Here is a 23,386-nt window from a genome sequence, read left to right on the forward strand (position 1 = left end):
GGGAGCGAGTCCTTCGGCGGAATCAGGCGGACTGCAGCTGCAGCTCGTCCGAGACGTCCGAGGCGAGTGTCACCGTTCGAGAGTGCGCGGGCCGTCCCAGGGCCCGGTACTCCCAGCCCTTGGCGCGGTAGTCGTCCGCGTCAAGGGCATGGCGGCCGTCCACCATCCGCTTGTCGGCGACGAGGGCGCCGAGCAGGTCGGGGTCGGCCTTGCGGAACTTCTCCCACTCGGTGAGCAGGACGACGACGTTGGCGCCGCGGAGCGCAGTGCCCATGCTGTCCTCGAAGGTCAGCTGCGGGTAGGCCTTCCGGGCGTTGTCGAGCGCCTCGGGGTCGTACACGACGACCTCGGCTCCCTCCTCGTGCATCATCTGCGCCACGTCGAGCGCCGGGGCGTCGCGGATGTCATCGGAGTTCGGCTTGAAGGCCGCGCCGAGCGCCGCGACGCGGACACCCTGCAGCGAGCCGCCGGCCATCTCGCGGACGAGGTCGACCGTGCGACGGCGGCGGCGGTTGTTGATCGCGTCCACCTCCCGGAGGAACGCGACCGCCTGGCCGACCCCGAGCTCCTCGGCCCGGTAGGTGAAGGCGCGGATGTCCTTCGGCAGGCAGCCGCCGCCGAAGCCGAGGCCCGGCTTGAGGAAGCGGCCGCCGATGCGGGTGTCGTAGGACAGCGCCGATGCGAGCAGGTTGACGTCTGCGCCGGTCGCCTCGCAGACCTCCGCCATCGCGTTGATGTAGGAGATCTTGGTCGCGAGGAACGAGTTCGCGGCGACCTTCACGAGCTCGGCCGTCTTGAGGTCCGCGACGATGAGCGGCGTGCCCGCGTCGAGGATGGGCCGGAAGGCGGCGGTCAGCTGCTGCCGTGCCCACTCGCTCGGCACGCCGAACACGAGGCGGTCCGGGTGCAGCGTGTCCTGCACCGCGTAGCCCTCGCGGAGGAACTCGGGGTTCCACGCGACCTCGATCTCGACGCCCGGCTGCGCGACGTCGCGGACGAGCTGCGTGAGCCGCTCCGCGGTGCCGATCGGCACGGTCGACTTGCCGACGATCAGAGCCTTCCGCGTCATGCGGCTCGCCAGCTCGGCGAACGCGAGGTCGACGTAGGTGAGGTCGGCGGCGCCGGACTCCTTCGACTGCGGGGTGCCCACGCAGATGAAGTGGACGTCGCCGAAGTCGGCGGCCTCCTGGAAGTCCTGCGTGAAGCGGAGGCGGCCGGACGCGAGCGCCTCGTCCAGCTTCTCCTTCAGGCCGGGCTCGAAGAAGGGCACGTCGCCGTTCGTCAGCGCCTCGATCTTGCGTGCGTCGACGTCAACGCCGAGCACCTCGAAGCCGAGGACGGCCATGCAGATGGCGTGGGTGGCGCCGAGGTAGCCGGTGCCGATCACGGTCATGCGCGGCGTCTCGACGACGTCGGGTCCGGACGAGAGTGCTCTGCTGAGCGGGGAATGGTCGTGGGGCTGGACGGTCAATGGTCCTCCATCATCGGGTTTTCGGGTACCTCGGTGCGGTCTCCCGCTAGGTGCATGAGACGTTGCTCAGCCCCTCACCCGCCTCGACCGCCGCGTTGCTGCATTCCACAACGTTGTCCCGCGACGGTTTCAGCGAATATCCGAGCCCTGGTCCGTTCACAACCGCTTCGTTGTTCCGGAAGATGTTGTCCGTGCCCCACCCGTCGACCACCTCGTGGGTCTGGAAGCCGTCGAGCGGGGAGTTCTGACCGGTGTTCGAGTCGACGAGCCACCCGTTGCCCTTGACGTCGACCCACGAGTCGGCGCCCGTGATGGACGAGCCGTCGAACCGGTTCCCCTGCAGGATCCCGCCCGACGTGCCCTCCTTGATGTCGACGCACTCGGCGGTCGTTCCCGCGATGTCGTTGTCGATGACCGCGTTGCGGTCGCTCGTGTCGGGCTCGCAGCCGGTGAGGTCGCACCAGTTGCTCTCGGCTGTGCCGATGTAGATGCCCTCGCCGAACTTCTCCTTGCGGAGCCCGGTGTTGCGGATCGTGTTGCCCGTCACGAGATTGTCGGTGCTGAACCGGCGCAGGTGGATGCCCTCGTCGCCGATGTCGGTGACGGTGAGCCCGGAGATGACGGAGCCGACGGTGCCGTCCGCCATCACGCCCTTCTGGCCATTGCGCACTGTGAAGCCGACGAGGCGCCAGTACTGTGCGCCGTCGAGGTGGAGGACGTAGCCGCCCTCGATGTCACCGCCGTCGAGCACGGCGTCCGCCCCGCCGCAGAGCAGGATCGGCTGCTCGGCCGTGCCGGAGGTGGTGGCGACGAACTCGCCGACGTAGGTCCCGGGGAGCAGCCCGATCGTCTGGCCCGGCTGCGCCTGGTCGAGCGCGAGCTGCAGCTCGGTCGCGTCGGCGACCGTGACGGTCGGCTCGCCGCACGACACGTCCTCGCCCCCGGCCGGCGCGGATGGCACGGCCTGGGGCGTGCTCGTCGCGCTCGGCTCCGGCGCCGGCGACGACGGCGCGTTCTGCTGCGGCTCGGAGGTGCAGGCGGTCAGCCCGACGAGGAGGACGGCGGCGAGCGCCGCTGCTGCACGCATCTTCATCCGGACTCCTTTCCGTTGCGCTCGACCGGCGGAACCGGGAGCCCGAGGGTGCGGGGGTCGACGAGCCCGCCGGTGAGGACGGCGAGCGGGGTGCGGTCCCCGTAGGGGTGGCCGACGGTCCGGCGCCGGTGCCGCATGCCGGCCAGCGCCGTCACGAGCACGATCGCGCCGAGCCCGACCCAGAGGAGCGTGAGCGGCTTGGTGGTGCTCGCGACCAGGGCGTCGATCGGGCGGCGGCTCGTCCAGTCGCTCGCGTCGTTCGCGGCGCGGGCGGCGCCCGAGGCCCGGGTGGTGTCGATGGCTCGGGAGCCGGCTCCGGCGAGGATGTTGCTCCGCACCGTCGTCCCGGTCGTCTCCCCCACCACCGTGATCCCGTGCCGTGTGGCGCCGGTCACGAAGTTCGCCTCGATCTGCGCGACCGAGTCGCGGACGTAGACGCCGGTCGCGCTGCCGCCGACCGTGTTGCGGGCGACGCGGGCGGCGCTCACGCCGTCGCGGAGGGCGATCCCCTGCTGGGTGGCGCCCGTCACCTCGTTGTCGACGACGAGCAGGTCGCTCGCAGCACCGGATACGACGATGCCCATCCGCCCGTCCTCGACGGTGTTCCCGGAAAGGCGGATCTTGTCGCCGCCGACCACCTCGATGCCGTATCGGGCGTTGCCGCTTGCGGTGCTCAGCTCCACGACGTCGTTGCCGTAGGCGGTGGTGGGGGTGCCCGTCGCGCTCGGCCCGTCGCTGAGCGGCGACGCGTCCACGGTGATGCCGTTGCGCCCGTTGTCCTCCGCGGTCACGTCCTGGACCCGGATGCCGGCGCTGCCCGGCGCGAGCACGAGGCCGTCCACGCCGTTGCCCGCGGTCACCGTGTCGGAGACCACGCTGCGCGTGACGCCGCGGTGCAGCACGATCCCGTCGACGAGGCTGTCACGCACGTCGAGGCGCTCGAGTCGGACGCCGTCGGCGTTCTTCACGAAGAGGCCGAAGGTGTTGCCCGTGAAGGCCGAGTCGACGACCTCGGCGGTGAGGGGAGCGCCCTGCGGCAGGCCGCTGCCCGACGGCAGGGCGGCGTCGGGCGTCGAACCGCCCGACACGTCGACGGTCGGCACGGGGTCGCCGGTGGCGGGGGCGATCGACGCGGCCTCGGTGTCCGGTCCGGTGATGCTGACGCCGCCCGTGTTGCCGCTCCAGAACCCGAGGGACTCGAAGCGGGCGTGGGCGATCGAGACGTGGCCGCCCATCAGCCGCAGGTAGGCCCGTCCGTCCGCCGTCTCGGCGTCGACACGGCCCATCGTCGCGTCCCACGCGTCGATCGTGACCGGGGCGTCCTCCGCGCCCGCGATCTCGACCGAGCCGTCGAGGCTGACGATCGAGGCGAAGCCGGACGGCCCGCTCGCGAGGTGGAGGACGAGCCCCGGCGCGTCGGCGAGGCGCAGCGTCGCACCCGAAGCGACGACCACGTTCTCGGAGAGGAGCCAGGACCCGTCCTCCAGCTGCAGCAGTCCCTCGGGCGACAGCGCCTGGAGGTCTGCGAGCACATAGGGCTCGGACCGAGCGGTGAGCACCAGGGTGCTCGCCTCCCCGGTGAGGACCCGGTACGGCGGGAGCACCGAGCTGCCCCGCACCCGTGCAGCGCTCGCCGCCGCGGTGATGGCCGCGAGGCGGTCGCCCTCGATCTCGACCAGCCCGGCCTCCGCGTCCGGATCCCCGGGATACGGCGCACCGACGATCTCGGCGTCGCCGACCGCCGCCTGGCTGGGGTTCGGGACCGCGAGCGACATCAGCACGCCCGCCGCGACCGCGACGAGGGTGGTGCCCCGGCGCCTCACGAGGCCACCGCCTCGGGGACGAGCGTCTTCGCGGACTGCCCGTCGCCGCCGATCGTGTCGGCGTGCCGGGTGAGCCAGCCCTGCTTGTTCATCGTGAAGAGCGCGTACACCTTCACCGGGAGCGCGATGAACACGACGACGAGGGCGATGATCGGCAGGATGAAGATGTCCGACGGGTTCCGCTTCAGGTTCGAGATGCTGCGGATGCCGCGGCCGAGCAGGAGCCAGCCGGCGACGGCGAGCCCGCCGAAAACGGACACCTCGAATCGGGCGGTCGCCAGGTAGAAGATCGTGAGCCCCATCGTCACCGGGGTGAGGAGGATCTGGAGCACGGTGATCTTCGTCACGAACGGCACGCGCCAGAGCCAGCCCTTCGCGATCGCGGTGAGGTAGGTGCGGTAGGAGTTGCGGCTCCAGCGGACCCGCTGCTTGACGAAGGCCCGGAAGCTCGACGGGAACATGGAGAGCGCCTTCGCGGAGCGCTGATGCACCGTCTTGTAGCCGGAGGCGAGCACCAGCCAGGTGAGCCGGCCGTCGTCGCCCGAGATGCAGCGGCGGCCGAGGAAGAACTCGTTCTCGAGGTTGTCGAGCACGGGCAGCACCGCCGCCCGCCGGTACACCGCGGTGCGACCGCTGATGCAGGGCACGGCGCCCTTCGCTCCCATGCCGGGCACGTAGTTGTAGTAGCGGAGGTTGACGAGCCAGTCGGCGACGCGGCGCCACAGGCTCGAGTTGCGCTGGTAGACGTTCTGCTGCGTGCTCACGCCGCCCACCTGCGGGTCGGCGAAGGGCATCTGCACCGCCTCGAGGAGCCCCGGCTGCCAGGAGGTGTCCGAGTCGGTGAGGACGAGGATCTCCCCCTTCGCCTCCCGGATGCCGACCCCGAGGGCGGAGCGCTTGCCGGCGTGCCGGAAGAGGACGGGCCGGACCGTCGGATCGCCGATCGCGAGCACCCGCTGGTAGGCCTCGAGGTCGGCGACGTCGAGCACGATGATGATCTCGTCGGGGCCCTGCTCGCGCCAGCTCTCGAGGCAGCGCAGCAGGATGTCGGGGTCCTCGTGGTACGACGGCACGATCACGGACGTCGTCGTGCGGAAGTCGGTGACGATCGGCTTGGCCCGGGCGGACAGCACCACCCGGTAGAGCCAGAGGCTCCAGACGATGATGCCGGCGACGGCGAGCGGGAAGTAGTCCCAGGAGCGGGCGAGGAACTCGCCGAGCGCTCCGAGGTCCATCTCGGGAAGCGCCGGCTGAGCGGCTGCGGGCAGGGTCGGGTAAGGGAGGGCGGAATGCATCGCGGGTGTCCTTCGGGTCGGGCTTTGCGATTGCCACCGGCGGGCTGCTGACCCGAATCGCCCTTGATTCCGTCCCCCGAGCCGGCCCCTAGGGGAGGTCGGTCGTTCGGGGGACCGCCGATGACTGGGCCAACGTAGACCGGCCCTCCGACCCCGGCAAGTGCCCTTGATCCCGCTCCGCCCTTGCCGTAGAACGCGCGCGCCGCGCGCACGGCGGCGACCCCGGCAGGCCCCGCAAACGGGTCGCGATCAGGGGTTCTGCATACTGGGCGCAAGGGTGGCAGGGGTCCGCGCACCCTCCGCGGGTAAGGTCCCCGTAACCAGGCTTTTACAGACCGGCAACACGCCGGGAGCGCTGAACCGGAGGAAATGTCATGAAACGGGGGCGCGATCGCGTGCGATCCGCTGCGCAATCGGCGGGGGTTGACATCGAGTTCGTCGAGCGGCAAGGAGCCCGCTCCCTCGAGGAGGCGGCGGGCCTTCTCGGCATCCCGCCGGCCGACATCGTGAAGACCCTCGTCGTGAAGCGGAAGGACGGCACGTTCCTCTTCGCGCTCGTGCCGGGCGACCGGCAGATCGCCTGGTCGAAGCTGCGCGGCGTGGTCGGCGTCAACAAGCTGCAGCTGCCGGACGCGGACCAGGCACTCGACGCGACGGGCTACGAGCGCGGCACCATCACGCCGCTCGGCAGCAGCACGGCCTGGCCCGTCTACGCCGACGAGCGCATCGCCGGCCGGCGGATCGCCATGGGCGCCGGCGAGCACGGCGTGAGCGCCTTCGTCGACGCCGACGCCCTGGTGGCCGGTCTCGGCGCGACCCTCGCCGACATCAGCGACTAGCCGGCCGGCCACACCCGGCCGCGGGCCGGTTCACCCCTCGTTCACCCTGCGGTCACCGCCCCCTTCCCGACCTGGGCGAGGGTGGTCGGGAATCACCGAGGGGGACGATCCGATGACACTCACGCCCGACCGCGTACGCCTGCTGCCGATGGCCGACCACGCCCGGGGGAAGCGCTCCCCCGTCACCTGCCGCCTGAAGTGCGGCGACGCCTGTCTCGGCCCGGAGTGCAACACGTCCGCCAACCCGACGTTCCGCTCGATCGCGAGCACCGCGTTCAGCCGGCGCGCGCTGCTCGGGATGGCGGCCGCCGGCGCGGTCGTGCTCGCGGCCGACCCGCTCACCGGGTCCTCCCCCGCGGCGGCGTCGCCGCGCGGTGGGCTGCCGTTCTCTCCGATCGCGCCCGTGCCGAGCACCGTGGACGCCTTCACCGTGCCCGCCGGCTACCAGTGGCGGCCCGTCATCCGCTGGGGCGACCCGCTGTTCGCCTCGGCGCCCGCCTTCGACTTCACGCAGCAGACGCCGGGCTCCCAGGCGGCGCAGTTCGGCTACAACAACGACTACCTCGCGATCCTCCCCGACCGCACCGGCGGCGAGCGGACCGGAGTGCTCGTCTGCAACCACGAGTACTCGAATCCCGCCATCATGTTCCCCGCCTCGACGGACCCCGCAGAGCTGCGGCGCCGATCCGAGATCTTCAAGATGGCGCAGGGCATGAGCGTGGTGGAGCTCACCCGCCGCAAGAAGGGCGAGCCCTGGCAGTACCGCGTCGACGGCGCGCGCAACCGCCGCATCACGGTCGAGAGCACCTTCGAGCTGACGGGCCCCGCCGCCGGATCCGCGCTGCTGCAGACCACGGCCGACCGCACCGGCCGGCGCGTGCTCGGCACTCTGGGCAACTGCGCCGGCGGCCTCACCCCGTGGGGCACGATCCTCTCCGGCGAGGAGAACTTCAACAGCTACTTCTCGGCGGCCGACACGACCGCCGAGCGCCGCCGCTACGGCTTCAAGAAGCAGGCGACGGAGACGGGCTGGGAGACGTGGGACCCGCGGTTCGACGCCGACACGCCCGGCTACGAGAACGAGCCCAACCGCTTCGGCTGGATCGTCGAGCTCGACCCGCAGGACCCGTCCTCGACGCCGCGGAAGCACACGGCGATGGGGCGCCTCAAGCACGAGGGCGCGAACGTCATCGTGGCGGAGGACGGCCGCGTCGTCGCCTACATGGGCGACGACGAGCGCGGCGACTACCTCTACAAGTTCGTCTCGAAGGGCCGGTTCCAGAAGGGCGCCTCCGCGGCCGCCCGGCGCAACAACCTCTCGCTGCTCACCGAGGGCGACCTCTTCGTGGCCCGCTTCTCCGGCGACTCCCCCGCCGCCGAGATCGACGGCACCGGGACCCTGCCGGCGGACGGCGCCTTCGACGGCAGCGGCGAGTGGATCCCGCTCACCCGCTCCGGAGCGAGCGCGGTGCCCGGCATGACGATCGCGCAGGTGCTCGTCCACACCCGCCTGGCTGCCGACGCCGTCGGGGCGACCAAGATGGACCGCCCGGAGGACGTCGAGCCGAGCCCGCGGACGGGCAAGGTCTACGTCGCCCTCACGAACAACACCGACCGGGGCAAGCCGGGCCGCTACGGCGCGGAGGAGGCGAATCCCCGCAACAACAACCGCGACGGGCACGTCCTCGAGCTGACCGAGACGGCCGGACAGGCCGGCACGCGCTTCGGCTGGTCGGTGCTGCTGCTGTGCGGCGATCCCGCGCTGACCCCGAGCGCCTACCTCGCCGGCTTCCCCCGGACGCAGGTCTCGCCGATCTCCTGCCCCGACAACCTCGCGTTCGACAGCGAGGGCACCCTCTGGATCTCGACAGACGGCCAGCCGGGCGCCATCGGGCGCAACGACGGCCTCTTCAAGGTCCCGCTCGAGGGAGCGGAGCGGGGGCACGTTCAGCAGTTCCTCGCGGTGCCGCGCGAGGCGGAGACGTGCGGCCCCGTGATCGACGACCAGGACGGCCTCGTCTACGTCGCGGTGCAGCACCCGGGCGAGAACGGCACCTACGCCGCACCCACGTCGCTGTTCCCGGACTACGCGGCGGCCAGCGCACCCGGAGTGGCGCATGCGCCCCGGCCGAGCGTCGTGCAGGTCTGGCGGGCCTGACCGCCGCCCCGGTGACCCGCCGGCGTGCTCCTCGCCCTCCCCGATCCGGGACGGCGGGGAGCACGCGCGGGGCCGGCGCCGACCGCCTAGGTGCAGAGCATGTTGCTTCTGCCCGCGGCGGCCCTCGAGGCCTCGTTGCTGCACTCGAACACGTTGCCCTGGCGCGTCCGGATCGAGTATCCGCGCCCGGGCCCGTTGACGTCGGCGACGTTGTCACGGAAGGTGTTGCGTCCGCCCCAGCCCTCCACGGCCTCGTGCGTCTCGAAGCCGTCCCCCGGCGAGTTCACGCCCGCGTTCTCCTCGATCAGCCAGCCGTTGCCCTTGATGTCGACCCACGAGTCGGCCGCCGACATCCCCGTCCCGTCGAACCGGTTGCCGCGGAGGATCCCGTCAGAGGTGCCCTCGCGCACGTCGACGCTCTCCGCCGTCGTCCCCGCGATGTCGTTCCCCACGATCGCGTTGCGATCGCTCGCGTCCGGGGCGCACGCGGTGACCTCGCACCACCGGGCCGCCGGCGTTCCGACGTAGATGCCCTCGCCGGACGCCGGCCGCCGCAGCCCGGTGCCCCGGATCGTGAGACCCGTGACGAGATTGTCGGTGCTGGCCCGCCGGAGGATCACCGCCTGATCCCCGACGCCGGAGACCGCGAGTCCGCTGAACACCGACCCGACCGTCCCCTCGGCGAGGATCCCCTTCCGGCCGTTGCGGACGCCGAAGCCGACCAGACGCCAGTGCTGGGCGCCGTCGAGACGGAGCACCTCCCCGTCCTGCACGGTGCCGCCGTCGAGGACGGCGTCGGCACTGCCGCACACGTGAATGGGCCGGTCGGCGGTCCCCGACGCGGTGACGAGGAAGTTGCCCGAGTAGATGCCGGGCTCCAACGCGATGACGTCCCCGGCCCGTGCATGCCGCAGGGCGCTCTGCAGGGCCGGGGCCCCCGCGACGAGGACCGTGGCGGCAGGGCATCCGGCGACTGAGGGGCCGCTCGGCGGAGGAGGCGGCACCGCCGGCGAGGGCTCGCCCGGGCTCGCCGGCGGCGCGGTCGGGAGGCCATCGGCGGGCTGGACCGAGGTCGGGGCGGGCGACTGGGCGCCGCATCCCGCCGTGAGGAGCGCCGCGGCGACCAGCACGGCGCCGGACGCGCGAACCCGCCGACGGTGATCCACGGCGGGTCACGGTAGGACCTGATGCCCCGCGGGACAAGAGGCGACCGGCGGCCGGAGCGGACTCAGCCCGCGGGCACCTCGCATACCCCGTCGACGCAGACGCCGGCGCACGCGTCCCCGACGGCGAGGAGCCGGAGCCCGCTCGGGGCCTGCGGCAGCGGCAGTAGTGCCGGGAGCGCAGCGACGGGCACCGTCTCGCCGGCGTCCGTCGCGGGCGACTCGGCGGAGGTGCTCACGCCGTCGCCTTCTCGTTCGCGACCTGCGCCAGCGCCTCGGCGAACACCGCGGCGTCCTGGGCCCCCGAGACGCCGTACTTGCCCTCGAAGACGAAGAACGGGACGCCGTTGATGCCGTAGGCGGCCGCCTGGGCCTGGTCGCCCCGGACCGCGCCGAGGTGCTCGTCGGCCTCGAGCGAGCGCACTACGTCCGCCCGGTCGAAGCCGAGCTCGTCGGCGAGGTCGGCGAGATCCTCGACCCGGCCGACGTGGCGGCCCTCGATGAAGTAGGCGCGGAGGAGGCGCTCCTTCATCTCCGCCTGGCGGCCGCGCTCCTTCGCGTAGTGCAGGAGCTGGTGCGCCTTCACCGTGTTCGTGTGCTGCAGCGCCTCGTAGTCGTAGTCGAGCCCGACGGAGCCGGCGATGCCGATCACTCGGTCGATCATCTGCTCCACCTGCGCCTTCGGCAGGCCCTTGTGGCCGGCGAGGAAGTCGGCGGCGCTGCCCTCGAAGTCGACCGGGGTGTCGGGCGACAGCTCGAACGAGTGGTACTCCACCTCGACGTCGCCGCCGAACCGGCGGACCCCCTCCTCGAACTTGCGCTTGCCGATGTAGCACCACGGGCACGCGATGTCGGACCAGATGTCGACCTTCACAGAACTGCTCACAGCGAAGCCAACCGGGTCCGGCGCCGACGCATTCCCGGCAGGGAATCAGTAGTCGAGGGAGCCCTCGTCGAGCGCCCGGCTGACCAGGACGGCCGCCGGCAGCGGCTGGGGAGCGGACGGCTCGTTCATGGACCTCGGCTTCCTCGGACGCGATGGGGTCACGCTAGCGCCGCCCGGCGCCGCGGCCGGACGACACGCGTGCACGGTCAGGCCCCGATGAGCCGCTCGGCGAGGTAGCCGTGCAGTCGGTCGATCGAGACGCGATCCTGCGACATGGAGTCGCGCTCGCGGATCGTGACCGCCTTGTCCTCGAGCGAGTCGAAGTCGACGGTGATGCAGAACGGGGTGCCGATCTCGTCCTGGCGGCGGTAGCGGCGGCCGATCGCGCCGGCGTCGTCGAACTCGACGTTCCAGTCCTGGCGGAGGGTCGCGGCGATGCCCTTGGCGACGGGCGAGAGCTGCTCGTTGCGGGACAGCGGCAGCACGGCCGCCTTCACCGGCGAGAGCCTCGGGTCGAGGCGCAGCACGGTGCGCTTGTCGACGCCGCCCTTCGTGTTGGGCGCCTCGTCCTCGGAGTACGCGTCGACGAGGAACGCCATCAGCGAGCGGGTGAGGCCGGCAGCGGGCTCGATCACGTACGGCGTCCACCGCTCGTTGCGGGTCTGGTCGAAGTAGGTGAGATCGGCGCCCGAGTGCTTCGAGTGGGTGCTGAGGTCGAAGTCGGTGCGGTTCGCGATGCCCTCGAGCTCGCCGAACTCGCCGCCCTGGAAGCCGAAGCGGTACTCGATGTCGACGGTGCGCTTCGAGTAGTGGCTGAGCTTCTCCTTGGCGTGCTCGTACAGCCGCAGGTTGTCGGGGTTGATGCCGAGGTCGGTGTACCAGCGGAAGCGCTCGTCGATCCAGTACTGGTGCCACTCCTCGTCGGTGCCCGGCTCGACGAAGAACTCCATCTCCATCTGCTCGAACTCGCGGGTGCGGAAGATGAAGTTGCCCGGCGTGATCTCGTTGCGGAAGCTCTTGCCGATCTGGCCGATGCCGAAGGGCGGCTTCATGCGCGCCGAGTTGAGCACGTTCGCGAAGTTGACGAAGATGCCCTGCGCCGTCTCGGGACGGAGGTAGTGCATGCCGCTCTCGTCATCGACCGGCCCGAGGAACGTCTTCAGCAGGCCCGAGAAGGCGCGCGGCTCCGTCCAGGCACCCGGCTGGCCGGTCTCGGGGTCGCGGATGTCGGCGAGGCCGTTCTCCGGCGGGTGGCCGTGCTTCGCCTCGTACGCCTCGAGCAGGTGGTCGGCGCGGTAGCGCTTATGGGTGTGCAGCGACTCGACCAGCGGGTCGGTGAACACCTCGACGTGACCGGACGCCTCCCACACCTGGCGGGGCAGGATGACGCTCGAGTCGAGCCCGACGACGTCCTCGCGGCTGCGCACGACGGCGCGCCACCACTGCCGCTTGATGTTCTCCTTCAGCTCGACACCGAGGGGCCCGTAGTCCCAGGACGACCGGGTTCCGCCGTAGATCTCCCCCGCCTGGAAGACGAACCCCCGCCGCTTGGCGAGGGCGATGACGGAATCGAGACGGGACGCGGCCACAGGAGCTCCAGGTTCTGGCCGAGCTGGGTGCGCGGCCGGTCGAATGCGGCCACGAGTCTACCGGGGGCCGGGAGGGTGCCCCCGCCCCCGCCGCCCGGGCCGGGGTTCCGCGGGTCGTGCGGACAACTTGCGACGGTCTACCGGCGCGAGTCGTCCGCAGCACCCGCGGGATCCGCTCAGACCCGCCCTTCGGGCGGCCACGAGTTGGCGCGCTTGCCCTCGGCGGCGAGGCGCGCGGTCTCCTCGACACGGCGCGCCCGCGTGTCGGGCCGCTTGGCCTGGACGATCCACTCGAGGATCGCACGCCGGGCGGAGCGCGGGAACGCGTCCCACTGCTCCCGCGAGCCGGGGTGGTCGTCGAAGGCGGCGGCGAGGTCGTCCGGCACGATGGAATTCTCGACGTCGTCGAGGCCGGTCCAGGTGCCGCGGCTCTTCGCCTCCTCGATCGCGCGCTCCCCCGCTGCCGTCATCAGGCCCTCGCGGTGCAGTCGCTCGACGCGCTCCTTGTTGGGCCGCGACCACATGCTGCCCGGCTTACGGCGGGCGAAGTACAGCATCGTGCGCTCGTCGTCGACGCGCTTCTGCGTGCTGTCCACCCAGCCGACGGAGAGCGCGTGCAGCACCGCGTCCTCGTACCGGATGGCGGGACGCCCGGTCGAGCTGCGCCAGGACACGAGCCAGACGGACGACTCCGACTCGGCGTGCTCGAGCAGCCACGCCCGCCACTGGTCCGGGCTCTCGAAGTGCACGCGGGGCGCTTCGTCGGGTCTCGCCATCGGGGCCTCCTCGTCGCCGATTCTGCCGGGCACCCCGGAGGGGCTCAACTCCCGGCGGCGGGACCGGCGCCGCTAGCCTGACGGGATGCTCGGCGCCGCGGACCCTCTGCCGCATCGGCCGCGCCGCATCCTCGTCGCCGGCGTGACCGGCGCGGGCAAGACGACGCTCGCCGTGCGGATCGCCGACCTCACCGGCTCCCCGCACACCGAGATCGACGCGCTCTACCACGGCCCGGCGTGGACCTACCGCGAGAGCTTCCTCGACGACGTCGAGGCACTGACGAGCGGCCCGGCCTGGGTGACGGAGTGGCAGTACCAGTCCGCGCGCCCGACCCTCGCCGCGCGCGCCGACCTGCTCGTCTGGCTCGACCTGCCCGCCCGCGTCGCGCTGACCCGCCTGATCCGCCGCACGGTGCGCCGCCGGCTGCGCCGCGAGGTGCTCTGGAACGGGAACGTGGAGGGCCCCCTCTGGGGCTTCTTCACCGGGCGCGACCACATCATCCGCTGGGCGCTGCGCACGCAGCGGAAGTACAAGCGGACGGTCCCCGCGCTCGAGGCGGAGGCCCCGCACCTCGTGATCGTGCGCCTCGCCTCGGCCGCCGACGTCGAGCGCTGGGTCGCCGGCCCGCTCACCGCCGCCGTCGGGCCTTAGCCGTCCCCGCTCGGGGCGGGAGAAACGTCCTCCCGGCAGGCGAAAGAACACCCGCGGCGACGACGTTTCCCCCGCGGCGAGGTCAGGATGCGGTGGGCGCGTCGACGGCGCCGCCGAAGCGGCGGTCCCGATCGGCGTACTGCGAGATCGCGCGCCAGAGGTCCTGCCGGCCGAAGTCCGGCCAGAGGGTGTCGAGGAACACCATCTCGGCGTAGGCGGCCTGCCAGAGGAGGAAGTTGCTGGTCCGCTGCTCGCCCGAGCTGCGCACGAGGAGGTCGACCTCGGGCATCTCGGGAACGTAGAGCCGTTTCGCGATGAGCTTCTCGGTCACGGCGGAGGGGCGGAGGCGCCCGGCGGCGACGTCGTCGGCGATGCCGCGCACCGCGTCCGCGATCTCGTTCCGGCCGCCGTAGTTGACGCACATCGTGAGGGTGAGGCCGTCGTTGCCGGCGGTGAGCCGCTCGGCGTACTGCAGCTCGCTGATCACCGAGCCCCAGAGCCGGGGGCGGCGCCCCGCCCAGCGGATCCGGACGTTCCACTCGTTGAGCTGGTCGCGTCGGCGGTGCAGCACGTCCCGGTTGAAGCCCATCAGGAAGCGCACCTCGTCGGGCGAGCGCTTCCAGTTCTCGGTGGAGAAGGCGTAGACGCTGAGGTGCTCGACGCCGATCTGGATGGCGCCCGCCACCACGTCGAGCAGGGCCGCCTCGCCCGCCTTGTGGCCCTCGATGCGGGACAGCCCGCGGGCGTTCGCCCAGCGGCCGTTGCCGTCCATGATGACGGCCACGTGCGCGGGCACGGCGGCGGGCGGCAGCTCCGGCGGGTACTGCCCCGTCCAGTCGATCGGCCGGTACGGAACCGCGTCCGGATGCGTCGTCGGCTTCGCCATCAGGCTCCCGCCGCCGCGCTGCCGGTGCGGTCGACGTGCTGCAGCGACCGGAGGCCGCGCTCGAGGTGCCACTGCGCGTAGGCGGCGACGACCCCGCTCGCCTGAGACCGGCTGCGGTCGTCGGCGGCCTCGACGACGGCCCACTCCCCCGCGAGCAGCGCCCCGAGGAGGGCGATGACGGCCGGCGCGAGCCGCGGCGATCCGGGCGGCGCCACCTCGTCGGCGACGACGCCGCCGAGCTGCACGACGAACGCGCTGTGCGGTCCGGGGACGCCGGTGACGGCGCAGTCGGTGAAGGTGGGCGCCCAGCCGGCGATCGAGAGGGCGCGCAGCAGGTAGGAGTCGAGGATGAGGCCCGGCGAGTGCTCGCCGCGCGACAGGGCGCGGAGGGCGCCGAGGAGCAGCAGGTACTGCTGCAGCGACCGCTCGCCCTCGGTGAGCTTGTCGGCGGTCTCGACGATCGCGTTCGCCGCCGTGTAGGACCCGTAGTCGCTCGCGATCGAGGCGCCGTAGGAGGCGAGGGACTCGGCCTGCGTGATCACGTCGAGGCTGCGTCCCTCGTAAAGCTGCACGTCCACGACCATGAACGGCTCGAGGCGCGCCCCGAACTTGGACGAGGTGCGGCGCACCCCGCGGGCGACGGCCCGGATCTTGCCGTGCTGTCGCGAGAGCATCGTGACGATGCGGTCGGCCTCCCCCAGCTTGTGGGTGCGGAGCACGACGGCTTCATCGCGATAGACCGGCACCCCTCCAGTATCCCGCCCCGAGGGGTGGGCGTGCGCCGGGAGGCGCGGTCGGTCGCGCGGCGCCGGGGCTGCGGCGGCGCCGGGACCAATCAGGCGGCGACCGGGTGGGCGCGCGCCTCCTCGAGGGAGCCGTACGGGTAGACGCCCGAGATGGATCCGTCGCGCAGGCCGAACGCCGTGTAGAGGCGGGTGGGCTGCATGTCCGAGCGCGCGGGCCAGGTGGCCTCCTGGGCGACGACGATGCCGCCGGGCACGTCGTAGGCCTCCTTCGGCATCAGCTTGATGCCGGACGAGCGGACCCAGTCGCTCATCTCGTCCCGGCCGCGCAGCGGCCCCTGGCTGCTCGTCATCTCGACGTCCTCGGTGCAGGCGGCGGCCGCGGCTTCCGCATCGCCCGCGTTGACCGCGACGTGCCAGACGACGATGACCGAATCCAGGGTGGAGGTGACGAGTGCCATTCGCTAAGACTGCCCGACCGGTCGAGGGCACGCCAACAGCGGCACCGAGTGTTCACCATGAGCGATCGGGGTAGCGGACGGCCCGGCGGCTGTGCGACGACCGGCAGAATTGAGGGGTGCCCGCGCCGTTCTCGATCCCCCTCTGGGCGGATCTGGCGGCGGTCGCGATCGGCAGCCTGCAGGGCGCGATGTTCGCCGCCGGGTTCCGGGATCGGCGGCTCGACCTGCTCGGCGTCGCGATCATCGGCTTCGCCACCGGGCTCGGGGGCGGACTGCTCCGCGACGTCGTCCTCGTCACCACGCCGGTGGCGCTCGGCACCAACTGGTACCTGCCGACGGCGGTCGCGGCGGCGCTCCTCGGGATGCTCCTGCAGCAGCTGTTCTCGCGGCTCGCGGTGCCCATCGCGATCCTCGACGCCCTGACCATCGGCCTGTTCGGCGCGATCGGCACGTCGAAGGCGCTGGCGTTCGGCCTGCCGGAGGTGCCGGCCGTGTTCGTCGGCGTGCTGGCCGCGGTCGGCGGCTCCGTGATGCGCGACCTGCTGCTCAACCTGCCGATCGCGCTCATGCACGTCGGCTCGCTCTATGCGGTCGCCGCGGGCGTCGGCACGGCCCTGCTCGTCGCCGCGCTGCTGCTGGGCGCGCCGATCGAGGCAGCCGCCACCGTCTGCGTGATCACGACGACGGTGATCCGCCTCCTGGCGGTCCGCTTCGGCTGGTCGCTGCCCGAGCAGCGCCCCTTCCGCCGCCGCCCCATCTCCTAGCCGACCGCCCTCGGCTCGCCGCGGCAGAAACGCCCTCGCCGCGGGTGGAACGACACCCGCGGGGACGACGTTTCACCCGCGGCGAGCGCGAGATGCAGAAGGAGGGTCAGACGAGGGCGAGGTCGACCTGGTCCGCGATCTCCGCGCGGATCGAGCGGTTGACGCTCGAGACGATCGCCTTGAGGGACGCGGTCGAGCTGTCGGCGTCGATGCCGACGCCCCACAGGCGGCGGCCGTTCACCTCGAGCTCGACGTAGGCGGCCGCGAGCGCGTCGCCGGAGGCGGAGAGGGCGTGCTCGACGTAGTCGTAGAGCTTCACCTCGACGCCCTGGTCGGAGAGCACGTCGAGGAACGCCGCGATCGGGCCGTTGCCGGTCCCCTCGACGTCCTCCACCGCGTCGCCGACCCGCAGCCGCGCGGCGAGGGTGACCGTGCCGGTCATCTCGCTCGTGATGCGGGTGCTCTTCAGCTCGAAGCGGCCCCACTTGTCGGCGTCGTCACGCGCGGGCAGGTACTCGTCCTGGAAGATCGCCCAGATCTCGTCGCTCGTGACCTCGCCGCCCTCGGCGTCGGTCTTCGCCTGCACGACGCCGGAGAACTCGATCTGCAGCCGGCGGGGCAGGTCGATCGCGTGGTCGGCCTTCAGCAGGTAGGCGACGCCGCCCTTGCCGGACTGCGAGTTGACGCGGATGACGGCCTCGTACGACCGGCCCAGGTCCTTCGGGTCGACGGGCAGGTACGGGACCGCCCATTCGAGCTCGTCGACGGGCTTGCCCTGCGCCTTCGCCTCGACGGCCATCGCCTCGAAGCCCTTCTTGATGGCGTCCTGGTGGCTGCCGCTGAAGGCCGTGTAGACGAGGTCGCCGGCCCAGGGGCTGCGCTCATGCACGCGGAGCTGGTTGCAGTGCTCGGCGGTGCGGCGGATGCCGTCCAGGTCGGAGAAGTCGATCTGCGGGTCGATGCCCTGGGTGAACAGGTTGATGCCGAGTGCGACGAGGTCGACGTTGCCGGTCCGCTCGCCGTTGCCGAAGAGGCACCCCTCGATGCGGTCCGCGCCGGCCAGGTAGCCGAGCTCAGCGGCCGCGATGGCGGTGCCGCGGTCGTTGTGCGGGTGCAGCGACAGGATGACGTTCTCGCGGTGGTCGAGGTGCCGGTTCATCCACTCGATGGAGTCGGCGTAGACGTTGGGCGTCGCCATCTCGACGGTCGCCGGCAGGTTGATGATGACCTTGCGCTCGGGCGTCGGCTCGAAGACCTCGAGCACCCGGTTGCAGACCTCGACCGCGAACTCGAGCTCGGTGCCCGTGTAGCTCTCCGGCGAGTACTCGTAGTAGATGTCGGTGCCCGGCACGGTGGACTCCATCTGGCGGCACAGGCGGGCGCCCTCGAGGGCGATGTCGATGATGCCCTGCTTGCCGGTGCGGAACACGACGTCCCGCTGCAGCACGCTCGTCGAGTTGTAGAGGTGCACGATCGCCTGCTTCGCGCCGACCAGCGACTCGTAGGTGCGGCGGATGAGGTGCTCACGGGACTGCGTCAGCACCTGGATGGTGACGTCGTCCGGAATCGCGCCCTCCTCGATCAGCTGCCGGACGAAGTCGAAGTCCGTCTGGCTGGCCGAGGGGAAGCCGACCTCGATCTCCTTGTAGCCCATCCGGACCAGCAGGTCGAACATGATCCGCTTGCGCTCGGGGCTCATCGGGTCGATGAGGGCCTGGTTGCCGTCCCGCAGGTCGACGGCGCACCAGCGGGGCGCCTCGGTGATGCGCTTGCCCGGCCACGTGCGATCGGGCAGGTCGACGCGGAACTGCTCCTGGTAAGGGCGGTAGCGATGCACGGGCATCGTCGAGGGCTTCTGGTTGTTCTTCACGGATCCTTCTCCTTGCGCGGAATGGGTTCAGGCGCTCGTGAACTCCGCGACGGGGAAGGCCTGGGAACTAGGACCCGTCGCGGCGGCTAAGAAGGAGCGCGCCGTGAGGAAGCACGCGGTCAGGGTAGCACGGGCCCTCCCCCGGCTCCCAGGCGGCGCCCCTCTCCCGGCGCCCGGGGGCGCTGCTGGGGCGTCCCTCGAACCGGGAGATTCGCAGCGGGGCCGGTGAGCGCTAGAAATGAGCCGTGAAGGCGCCGACCATCTACGACGTCGCGCGCAGGGCGGGCGTCTCGCACCAGACGGTGAGCCGGTACCTCCACGGCTTCGCGGGCATCCGGCCGGAGACCCGCGAGCGCGTGCAGAGCGCCCTCGACGAGCTGGAGTACCGGCCGAACTCCGCTGCCCGGCTGCTGCGGTCGCGGCGCGTGAACCGCATCGGCGTGCTGGCGCACCGGCTCGACCACGCCGGCCCGTCGCGCATCATCGCCGGAGCCACAGCGGCGGCACGGCGACTCGGGTTCGTGCTCGACATCGCGGCGGTGTCCGGCGACGACCCCGAGGCCGTCGACGAGGCGCTCGCGATCCTCCTCGAACACCAGGTGGCGGGCGTCATCGCCACCGCGCAGACGGAAGCGGTCATCGCCTCCCTCTCCTCCCGCGCGCTCGCCCTCCCCCTGCTCATCGACAACCGGATGGTCGGCGCCGGCGACACCGTCTCGGTCAACGAGCGGGCGGGGCGGCTTGCGGCCCGCCATCTCCTCGGCCTCGGCCACCGCCGGGTCGGCTACCTCAGCGGCCCGGCCTCCTGGATGGCGAGTCAGGACCGCCGCGACGGCTTCGCCCGCGAGATCGCCGAGGGCGGCGGAGAGGTCACCTGGATCCGGGAGGGCGACTGGTCGGCGGCGTCCGGGAGCGCCGCCTGGGCCGGGCTCGGCAGCGGCGAGCGCAGCGTCTCCGCGATCGCCACGGCGAACGACAGCATGGCGATCGGGCTGATCTCGGCACTGGAGGAGGCGGGCCGCCGCGTGCCGGACGACATGAGCGTGATCGGCACCGATGACATGCCGGAGGCGCGGTATCTTCTCCCCTCGCTCTCGACGGTGGCCATCGACTTCGAGGGCGAGGGCACCTTCATCGTGGAGGCTCTCGCGGGCCGGATCGGCGGGGCCGCCACGGGGGCTCCGCCGGCCCTCGCCCTGCCCGAGCTGCGCGCGCGCCGGTCCACCGCGGGCGTCTGACCCCTCGCCGCTCCGGCCATTGCGCTCGGCGCGGAACCGCCGTTAGTCTCCGACGGCGGGATGTTTTCGACAACATCCCGGGGGAAGCGAGTCGATGGTGACGGGCAATCCGGGGTTCTCGGGCATCCTCTTCGGCGCCGCGTACTACGCGGAGTATCAGCCGGAGGGCACTCTCGACCGCGACCTCGACCTCATGCGGGACGCCGGCTTCTCCGTGATCCGAGTCGGCGAGTCGGTCTGGTCCACCTGGGAGCCCCGGAACGGCGAGTTCCACCTCGACTGGCTGCAGCCGGTGCTCGACGGAGCGCACGCCCGCGGCATCTCGGTCATCCTCGGCACCCCGACCTACGCCGTGCCGCCGTGGCTGCAGCGCCTCCATCCGGAGATCGCGGTGCGCAAGGCCGACGGCTCCGTGCTCCAGTGGGGTGCGCGCCAGGAGATGGACCAGAGCCACCCCGCCTACCGGTTCTACGCCGAGCGGGTCGCCCGCAAGGTGGTGGCCCGCTACGCCGACCATCCCGCGGTCATCGGCTTCCAGGTCGACAACGAGCCCGGCAACACCCTTCCGGACAACGAGCCGACGTTCCGTCGGTTCGTCGAGTGGCTCCGCGACCGCTACGGCACGGTCGAGCGGCTCAACGAGGAGTGGGGCCTCGTGTACTGGTCCCACCGCCTCTCCGACTGGTCCGAGCTGTGGCGGCCGGGCGGCAACGCGCAGCCGCAGTACCAGCTCGAGTGGCGGCGGTTCCAGAGCACCCTGCCGACGGAGCTGATGTCCTGGCAGGCGGCGATCGTGCGCGAATACGCCCGCCCCGACCAGTTCGTGACCACCTGCATCTCCTACTCCCGGCCGCAGATCGACGACGAGGACCTGGTGCGGCCGCTCGACGTGGTGGCCGGCAACCCGTACTACAAGATGCAGGACGGCCTGACCGCCGACGCCGAGGTGCCGCGCGAGCAGCCCTGGTGGCACACCGGGGTGTGGGCGCTGTTCCAGTGGGGCGACCGGGCCTGGTCGTCCGCGCAGTCGCAGTTCCTCGTGACCGAGACGAACGCGCAGTCGATCGGCGGCGCCTGGCAGAATCATCCGCCCTACCCGGGCCAGCTGCGCCAGGCCGCGTTCGCGCTCCTCGCCCGCGGCGCCCGCATGGTCGAGTACTGGCACTGGCACACCCTGCACTTCGGCACCGAGACCTACTGGGGCGGGGTCCTCCCCCACAGCCAGCGGCCCGGCCGCATCTACCGGGAGGCCGCCGAGCTCGGCGGCGCCCTGTCCGCGATCGGCGACGCGCTCGACGACTACGAGCCGGATGCCGACGTGCTCCTGCTCTACTCCGCCGACACGAAGTGGTCGTTCGAGTTCTACCCGCCGCTCGCGACGCCGGGCGGAGACCCTGATCCGCACGCCTACCTGAAGATCCTCGACGCCTACTACCGGGGCCTCTTCGAGGCGGGGGCTCAGGTGCGCGTCCAGCACGTGCGGCAGTTCCTCGACGCGGATCCGGCGGAGCTCGCCCGGCGCTTCCCTGTGCTCGTCGCCCCGGCCCTGTACGTCGTCGAGGACGCGGTCCTCGACGCCCTCCGCGCCTACGCGGAGGCGGGCGGTCACCTCGTCGTGGGCATCCGCACGGGATACGGCGACCAGCTCGCGCGAGCGCGACTCGCGGTAGCGCCCGACCGGCTCGCCGAGGCCGCCGGCGTCACCTACGACGAGTACAGCAACCTGTCGGAGCCGCTGGTCGTGCACTCCGCCGCCGAGAGCGGAGTGGAGCTCGAGGTGGGGGCCGCGGGGACGGACTGGGTCGACGTGCTCCAGGTCGACGGCGCCGACGTGCTCGTGGAGTACGGCCCGACCGAGCTCGGCGCCCGTGCCGCGCTGACGACGAAGGCGGCCGGAGCCGGCCGCGTCAGCTACCTCGGAACCGTCCCCAATGCCGCGTTCGGCCGCAGCCTCGGCCGCTGGCTGGTGCCGCGGACGGCCGCGGCGGAGTGGTCCGCGCCGTCGACCGTCACGATCGCCACGGGGCGCGGCTCCCGCGGCCCCGTGGCGTTCGTCGCGAACTGGTCGCCCGACCCCGCCACCGTCGTCCCGCCACGCGCGGTCGTGGATCTCGTCACCGGCGCCCGGCACGACGGCGGCGCCCCCATGCTCCTCGAACCGCGGGCGTCGCTCGTGCTCGGGGTACCGGAGGACCCGACCGAGTCCTCCGTCCCTTCCACCGAAGGATCACGATGAAAATCACACGCACAGCAACGAAGCTGGGCGCGCTCGCCGTCGTGGCGGCGTTCGCGCTCGCGGGATGCTCGGGACCGAGCGCCGACGGAGGCGGCGGCGAGACCGGGCCGGTGTCGCAGGACGAGATCGACGAGGCACTCGACACCCCGACCGAGCTCACCTTCTGGACCTGGGTGCCGGACATCCAGAACGAGGTCGACCTCTTCGAGGAGAAGTACCCGAACATCAAGGTCACGGTCGAGAACGTCGGCCAGGGGCTGCCGCACTACCAGAAGCTCCGCAGCGCCATCGAGGCAGGCGAGGGAGCTCCCGACGTCGCCCAGATCGAGTACCAGTACATCGCGTCGTTCGTCCTCAACAACTCGCTGCTCGACCTGCGCCCCTACGGCGCGGACGAGCTCGCCGGCGACTACGTCGACTGGGCCTGGAAGCAGGTCGCGCCCGACGAGGCGGTCTGGGGCATTCCCCAGGACGTCGGGCCGATGGGCAACCTCTACCGCGAGGACATCCTCAGCCAGGCCGGCATCACGGAGCCGCCCGGCACCTGGGAGGAGTACGCGGCCGCCGCGCAGTCGGTGAAGGACGCGACCGGGTCGTACATCTCGAACGTCGGCGCCACGCAGGCGGGGCAGATGATCGGCTTCTTCTGGCAGGCCGGCGCGAAGCCCTTCGCGTACGACGGCAAGGAGACGGTCGGCATCAACGTGAACAGCGACGAGGCCAAGGCCGTCGCCGACTACTGGACCGACCTGATCTCGCGCGACCTGATCTCCACGGACGTCGACTTCAACGACCAGTGGTACCAGGGGCTCGCGAACGGCAAGTACGCCGGCTGGCTCACGGCCGCCTGGGGTCCCGTCTTCCTGCAGGGCACGGCGGAGGGCACCTCCGGCCTCTGGCGGGCGGCTCCCCTGCCGCAGTGGGAGGAGGGCGAGAACGTCTCCGGCAACTGGGGCGGGTCCTCGGACGCCGTCCTCGCGTCGAGCGAGAACCCGATCGCCGCGGCCGAGCTCGCGAAGTTCATCAACCACGACGAGGAGTCGGCGCTGATGCTCGCGACGGAGCAGTTCCTCTACCCGCCGCAGCAGTCGGTGCTGGACGACCCCGCGTTCCTCGAGCAGGAGTCGGAGTTCTACGGCGGACAGCAGGTGAACAAGCTGTTCGCGGAGATCTCGGAGACCGTCGACACCGACTTCCAGTGGCTGCCGTTCATGGACTACGTGTACTCCAGCTACGAGGAGACGATGGGCTCCGTCATCGCCGACAAGGGCGACATCTCCGCCGCCCTCGACACCTGGCAGGACCAGCTCGTCAGCTACGCCGAGGATCAGGGCTTCACGGTCGAGTGACGCCCGGGGTGCCCGCCGCCCGGCGGGCACCCCACCTTCCCCGTCCGCATCCGGCCCGTCGCGTCCGCCCTTCCAGGCGTGCGCCGACCCGTCA

20 protein-coding genes are annotated in these 23,386 nt (G+C 71.8%); 7 read left to right on the forward strand and 13 right to left on the reverse strand.

Annotated elements, in window-relative coordinates; translation table 11 throughout:
- Positions 1–22: 22 nt before the first annotated feature.
- The 4 genes from J3P36_RS04300 to J3P36_RS04315 are packed head-to-tail and all read right to left on the reverse strand — an operon-like array spanning position 23 to position 5,682.
- The gene (locus J3P36_RS04300; protein ID WP_246854136.1) at positions 23–1,471 is read right to left on the reverse strand and encodes a UDP-glucose/GDP-mannose dehydrogenase family protein; all 1,449 of its coding nucleotides are present in this window, start codon (positions 1,469–1,471) and stop codon (positions 23–25) included.
- A gap of 46 nt (positions 1,472–1,517) precedes the next feature.
- Positions 1,518–2,564 (reverse strand): right-handed parallel beta-helix repeat-containing protein, encoded by a 1,047-nt coding sequence (locus tag J3P36_RS04305; RefSeq protein ID WP_210506000.1) that lies wholly within the window; start codon positions 2,562–2,564, stop codon positions 1,518–1,520.
- Positions 2,561–4,387 carry a right-handed parallel beta-helix repeat-containing protein gene (locus J3P36_RS04310; protein ID WP_210506001.1) on the reverse strand — a complete coding sequence of 609 codons (1,827 nt, stop codon included), beginning with the start codon at positions 4,385–4,387 and terminating at the stop codon, positions 2,561–2,563. Before J3P36_RS04310 ends, J3P36_RS04305 begins: the two co-directional genes overlap by 4 nt.
- A complete protein-coding gene (locus tag J3P36_RS04315) occupies positions 4,384–5,682 on the reverse strand; it encodes a glycosyltransferase (RefSeq protein WP_210506002.1) in 1,299 nt (432 codons plus the stop codon). Before J3P36_RS04315 ends, J3P36_RS04310 begins: the two co-directional genes overlap by 4 nt.
- 374 nt (positions 5,683–6,056) lie before the next feature.
- Here J3P36_RS04315 and J3P36_RS04320 point away from each other — a divergent pair, with 374 nt between their 5' ends.
- Both J3P36_RS04320 and J3P36_RS04325 read left to right on the forward strand, forming a co-directional pair.
- The gene (locus J3P36_RS04320; protein WP_210506003.1) at positions 6,057–6,521 is read left to right on the forward strand and encodes an aminoacyl-tRNA deacylase; all 465 of its coding nucleotides are present in this window, start codon (positions 6,057–6,059) and stop codon (positions 6,519–6,521) included.
- A gap of 112 nt (positions 6,522–6,633) precedes the next feature.
- The gene (locus J3P36_RS04325) at positions 6,634–8,679 is read left to right on the forward strand and encodes a PhoX family phosphatase (protein ID WP_210506004.1); all 2,046 of its coding nucleotides are present in this window, start codon (positions 6,634–6,636) and stop codon (positions 8,677–8,679) included.
- A gap of 86 nt (positions 8,680–8,765) precedes the next feature.
- On the opposite strand, the gene J3P36_RS04330 is transcribed toward J3P36_RS04325, so the two are convergent.
- The 5 genes from J3P36_RS04330 to J3P36_RS04350 form a co-directional block, all read right to left on the reverse strand.
- Positions 8,766–9,845 carry a hypothetical protein gene (locus tag J3P36_RS04330; RefSeq protein WP_210506005.1) on the reverse strand — a complete coding sequence of 360 codons (1,080 nt, stop codon included), beginning with the start codon at positions 9,843–9,845 and terminating at the stop codon, positions 8,766–8,768.
- Positions 9,846–9,907: 62 nt separating this feature from the next.
- Positions 9,908–10,081, reverse strand: a complete 174-nt coding sequence (locus J3P36_RS04335; RefSeq protein ID WP_210506006.1) for a hypothetical protein — start codon at positions 10,079–10,081, stop codon at positions 9,908–9,910.
- A complete protein-coding gene (locus tag J3P36_RS04340; protein ID WP_210506007.1) occupies positions 10,078–10,728 on the reverse strand; it encodes a DsbA family protein in 651 nt (216 codons plus the stop codon). Before J3P36_RS04340 ends, J3P36_RS04335 begins: the two co-directional genes overlap by 4 nt.
- Before the next feature lie 206 nt (positions 10,729–10,934).
- On the reverse strand, positions 10,935–12,317 hold the full coding sequence (locus J3P36_RS04345; RefSeq protein ID WP_210506008.1) for a glycine--tRNA ligase: 1,383 nt from the start codon (positions 12,315–12,317) through the stop codon (positions 10,935–10,937).
- 176 nt (positions 12,318–12,493) lie between these two features.
- The gene (locus tag J3P36_RS04350) at positions 12,494–13,093 is read right to left on the reverse strand and encodes a YdeI family protein (protein WP_210506009.1); all 600 of its coding nucleotides are present in this window, start codon (positions 13,091–13,093) and stop codon (positions 12,494–12,496) included.
- A gap of 85 nt (positions 13,094–13,178) precedes the next feature.
- Between J3P36_RS04350 and J3P36_RS04355 the strand changes: the two genes are divergently transcribed.
- Positions 13,179–13,745, forward strand: coding sequence for an AAA family ATPase (locus J3P36_RS04355; protein WP_210506010.1), 567 nt, complete (start codon positions 13,179–13,181; stop codon positions 13,743–13,745).
- A gap of 82 nt (positions 13,746–13,827) precedes the next feature.
- On the opposite strand, the gene J3P36_RS04360 is transcribed toward J3P36_RS04355, so the two are convergent.
- The 3 genes from J3P36_RS04360 to J3P36_RS04370 all read right to left on the reverse strand — a co-directional run bounded on the left by J3P36_RS04360 (position 13,828) and on the right by J3P36_RS04370 (position 15,835).
- The gene (locus tag J3P36_RS04360; protein ID WP_210506608.1) at positions 13,828–14,634 is read right to left on the reverse strand and encodes an isoprenyl transferase; all 807 of its coding nucleotides are present in this window, start codon (positions 14,632–14,634) and stop codon (positions 13,828–13,830) included.
- Positions 14,631–15,377, reverse strand: coding sequence for a DNA repair protein RecO (recO, locus tag J3P36_RS04365; protein ID WP_210506011.1), 747 nt, complete (start codon positions 15,375–15,377; stop codon positions 14,631–14,633). The genes J3P36_RS04360 and recO overlap by 4 nt, the downstream gene beginning before the upstream one ends.
- Before the next feature lie 89 nt (positions 15,378–15,466).
- Positions 15,467–15,835 (reverse strand): nuclear transport factor 2 family protein, encoded by a 369-nt coding sequence (locus J3P36_RS04370; RefSeq protein ID WP_210506012.1) that lies wholly within the window; start codon positions 15,833–15,835, stop codon positions 15,467–15,469.
- Positions 15,836–15,951: 116 nt separating this feature from the next.
- Between J3P36_RS04370 and J3P36_RS04375 the strand changes: the two genes are divergently transcribed.
- Positions 15,952–16,599, forward strand: a complete 648-nt coding sequence (locus J3P36_RS04375; protein ID WP_210506013.1) for a trimeric intracellular cation channel family protein — start codon at positions 15,952–15,954, stop codon at positions 16,597–16,599.
- Positions 16,600–16,705: 106 nt separating this feature from the next.
- Here J3P36_RS04375 and leuA read toward each other — a convergent pair whose 3' ends face one another.
- A complete protein-coding gene (gene leuA / locus J3P36_RS04380; protein WP_210506014.1) occupies positions 16,706–18,469 on the reverse strand; it encodes a 2-isopropylmalate synthase in 1,764 nt (587 codons plus the stop codon).
- A gap of 245 nt (positions 18,470–18,714) precedes the next feature.
- On the opposite strand from leuA, the gene J3P36_RS04385 reads away from it, so the two are divergent.
- The 3 genes from J3P36_RS04385 (at position 18,715) to J3P36_RS04395 (ending at position 23,292) form a co-directional block, all read left to right on the forward strand.
- Positions 18,715–19,707: a LacI family DNA-binding transcriptional regulator gene (locus tag J3P36_RS04385; protein WP_210506015.1), complete on the forward strand. Its 993-nt coding sequence runs from the start codon at positions 18,715–18,717 to the stop codon at positions 19,705–19,707.
- Between the two features lie 94 nt (positions 19,708–19,801).
- Positions 19,802–21,943 carry a beta-galactosidase gene (locus tag J3P36_RS04390; protein WP_246854137.1) on the forward strand — a complete coding sequence of 714 codons (2,142 nt, stop codon included), beginning with the start codon at positions 19,802–19,804 and terminating at the stop codon, positions 21,941–21,943.
- Positions 21,940–23,292, forward strand: a complete 1,353-nt coding sequence (locus tag J3P36_RS04395; protein ID WP_210506016.1) for an ABC transporter substrate-binding protein — start codon at positions 21,940–21,942, stop codon at positions 23,290–23,292. The genes J3P36_RS04390 and J3P36_RS04395 overlap by 4 nt, the downstream gene beginning before the upstream one ends.
- The last annotated feature ends 94 nt before the right edge of the window (positions 23,293–23,386 follow it).

Source organism: Naasia sp. SYSU D00057 (assembly GCF_017916505.1).
Lineage (GTDB): Bacteria > Actinomycetota > Actinomycetes > Actinomycetales > Microbacteriaceae > Naasia.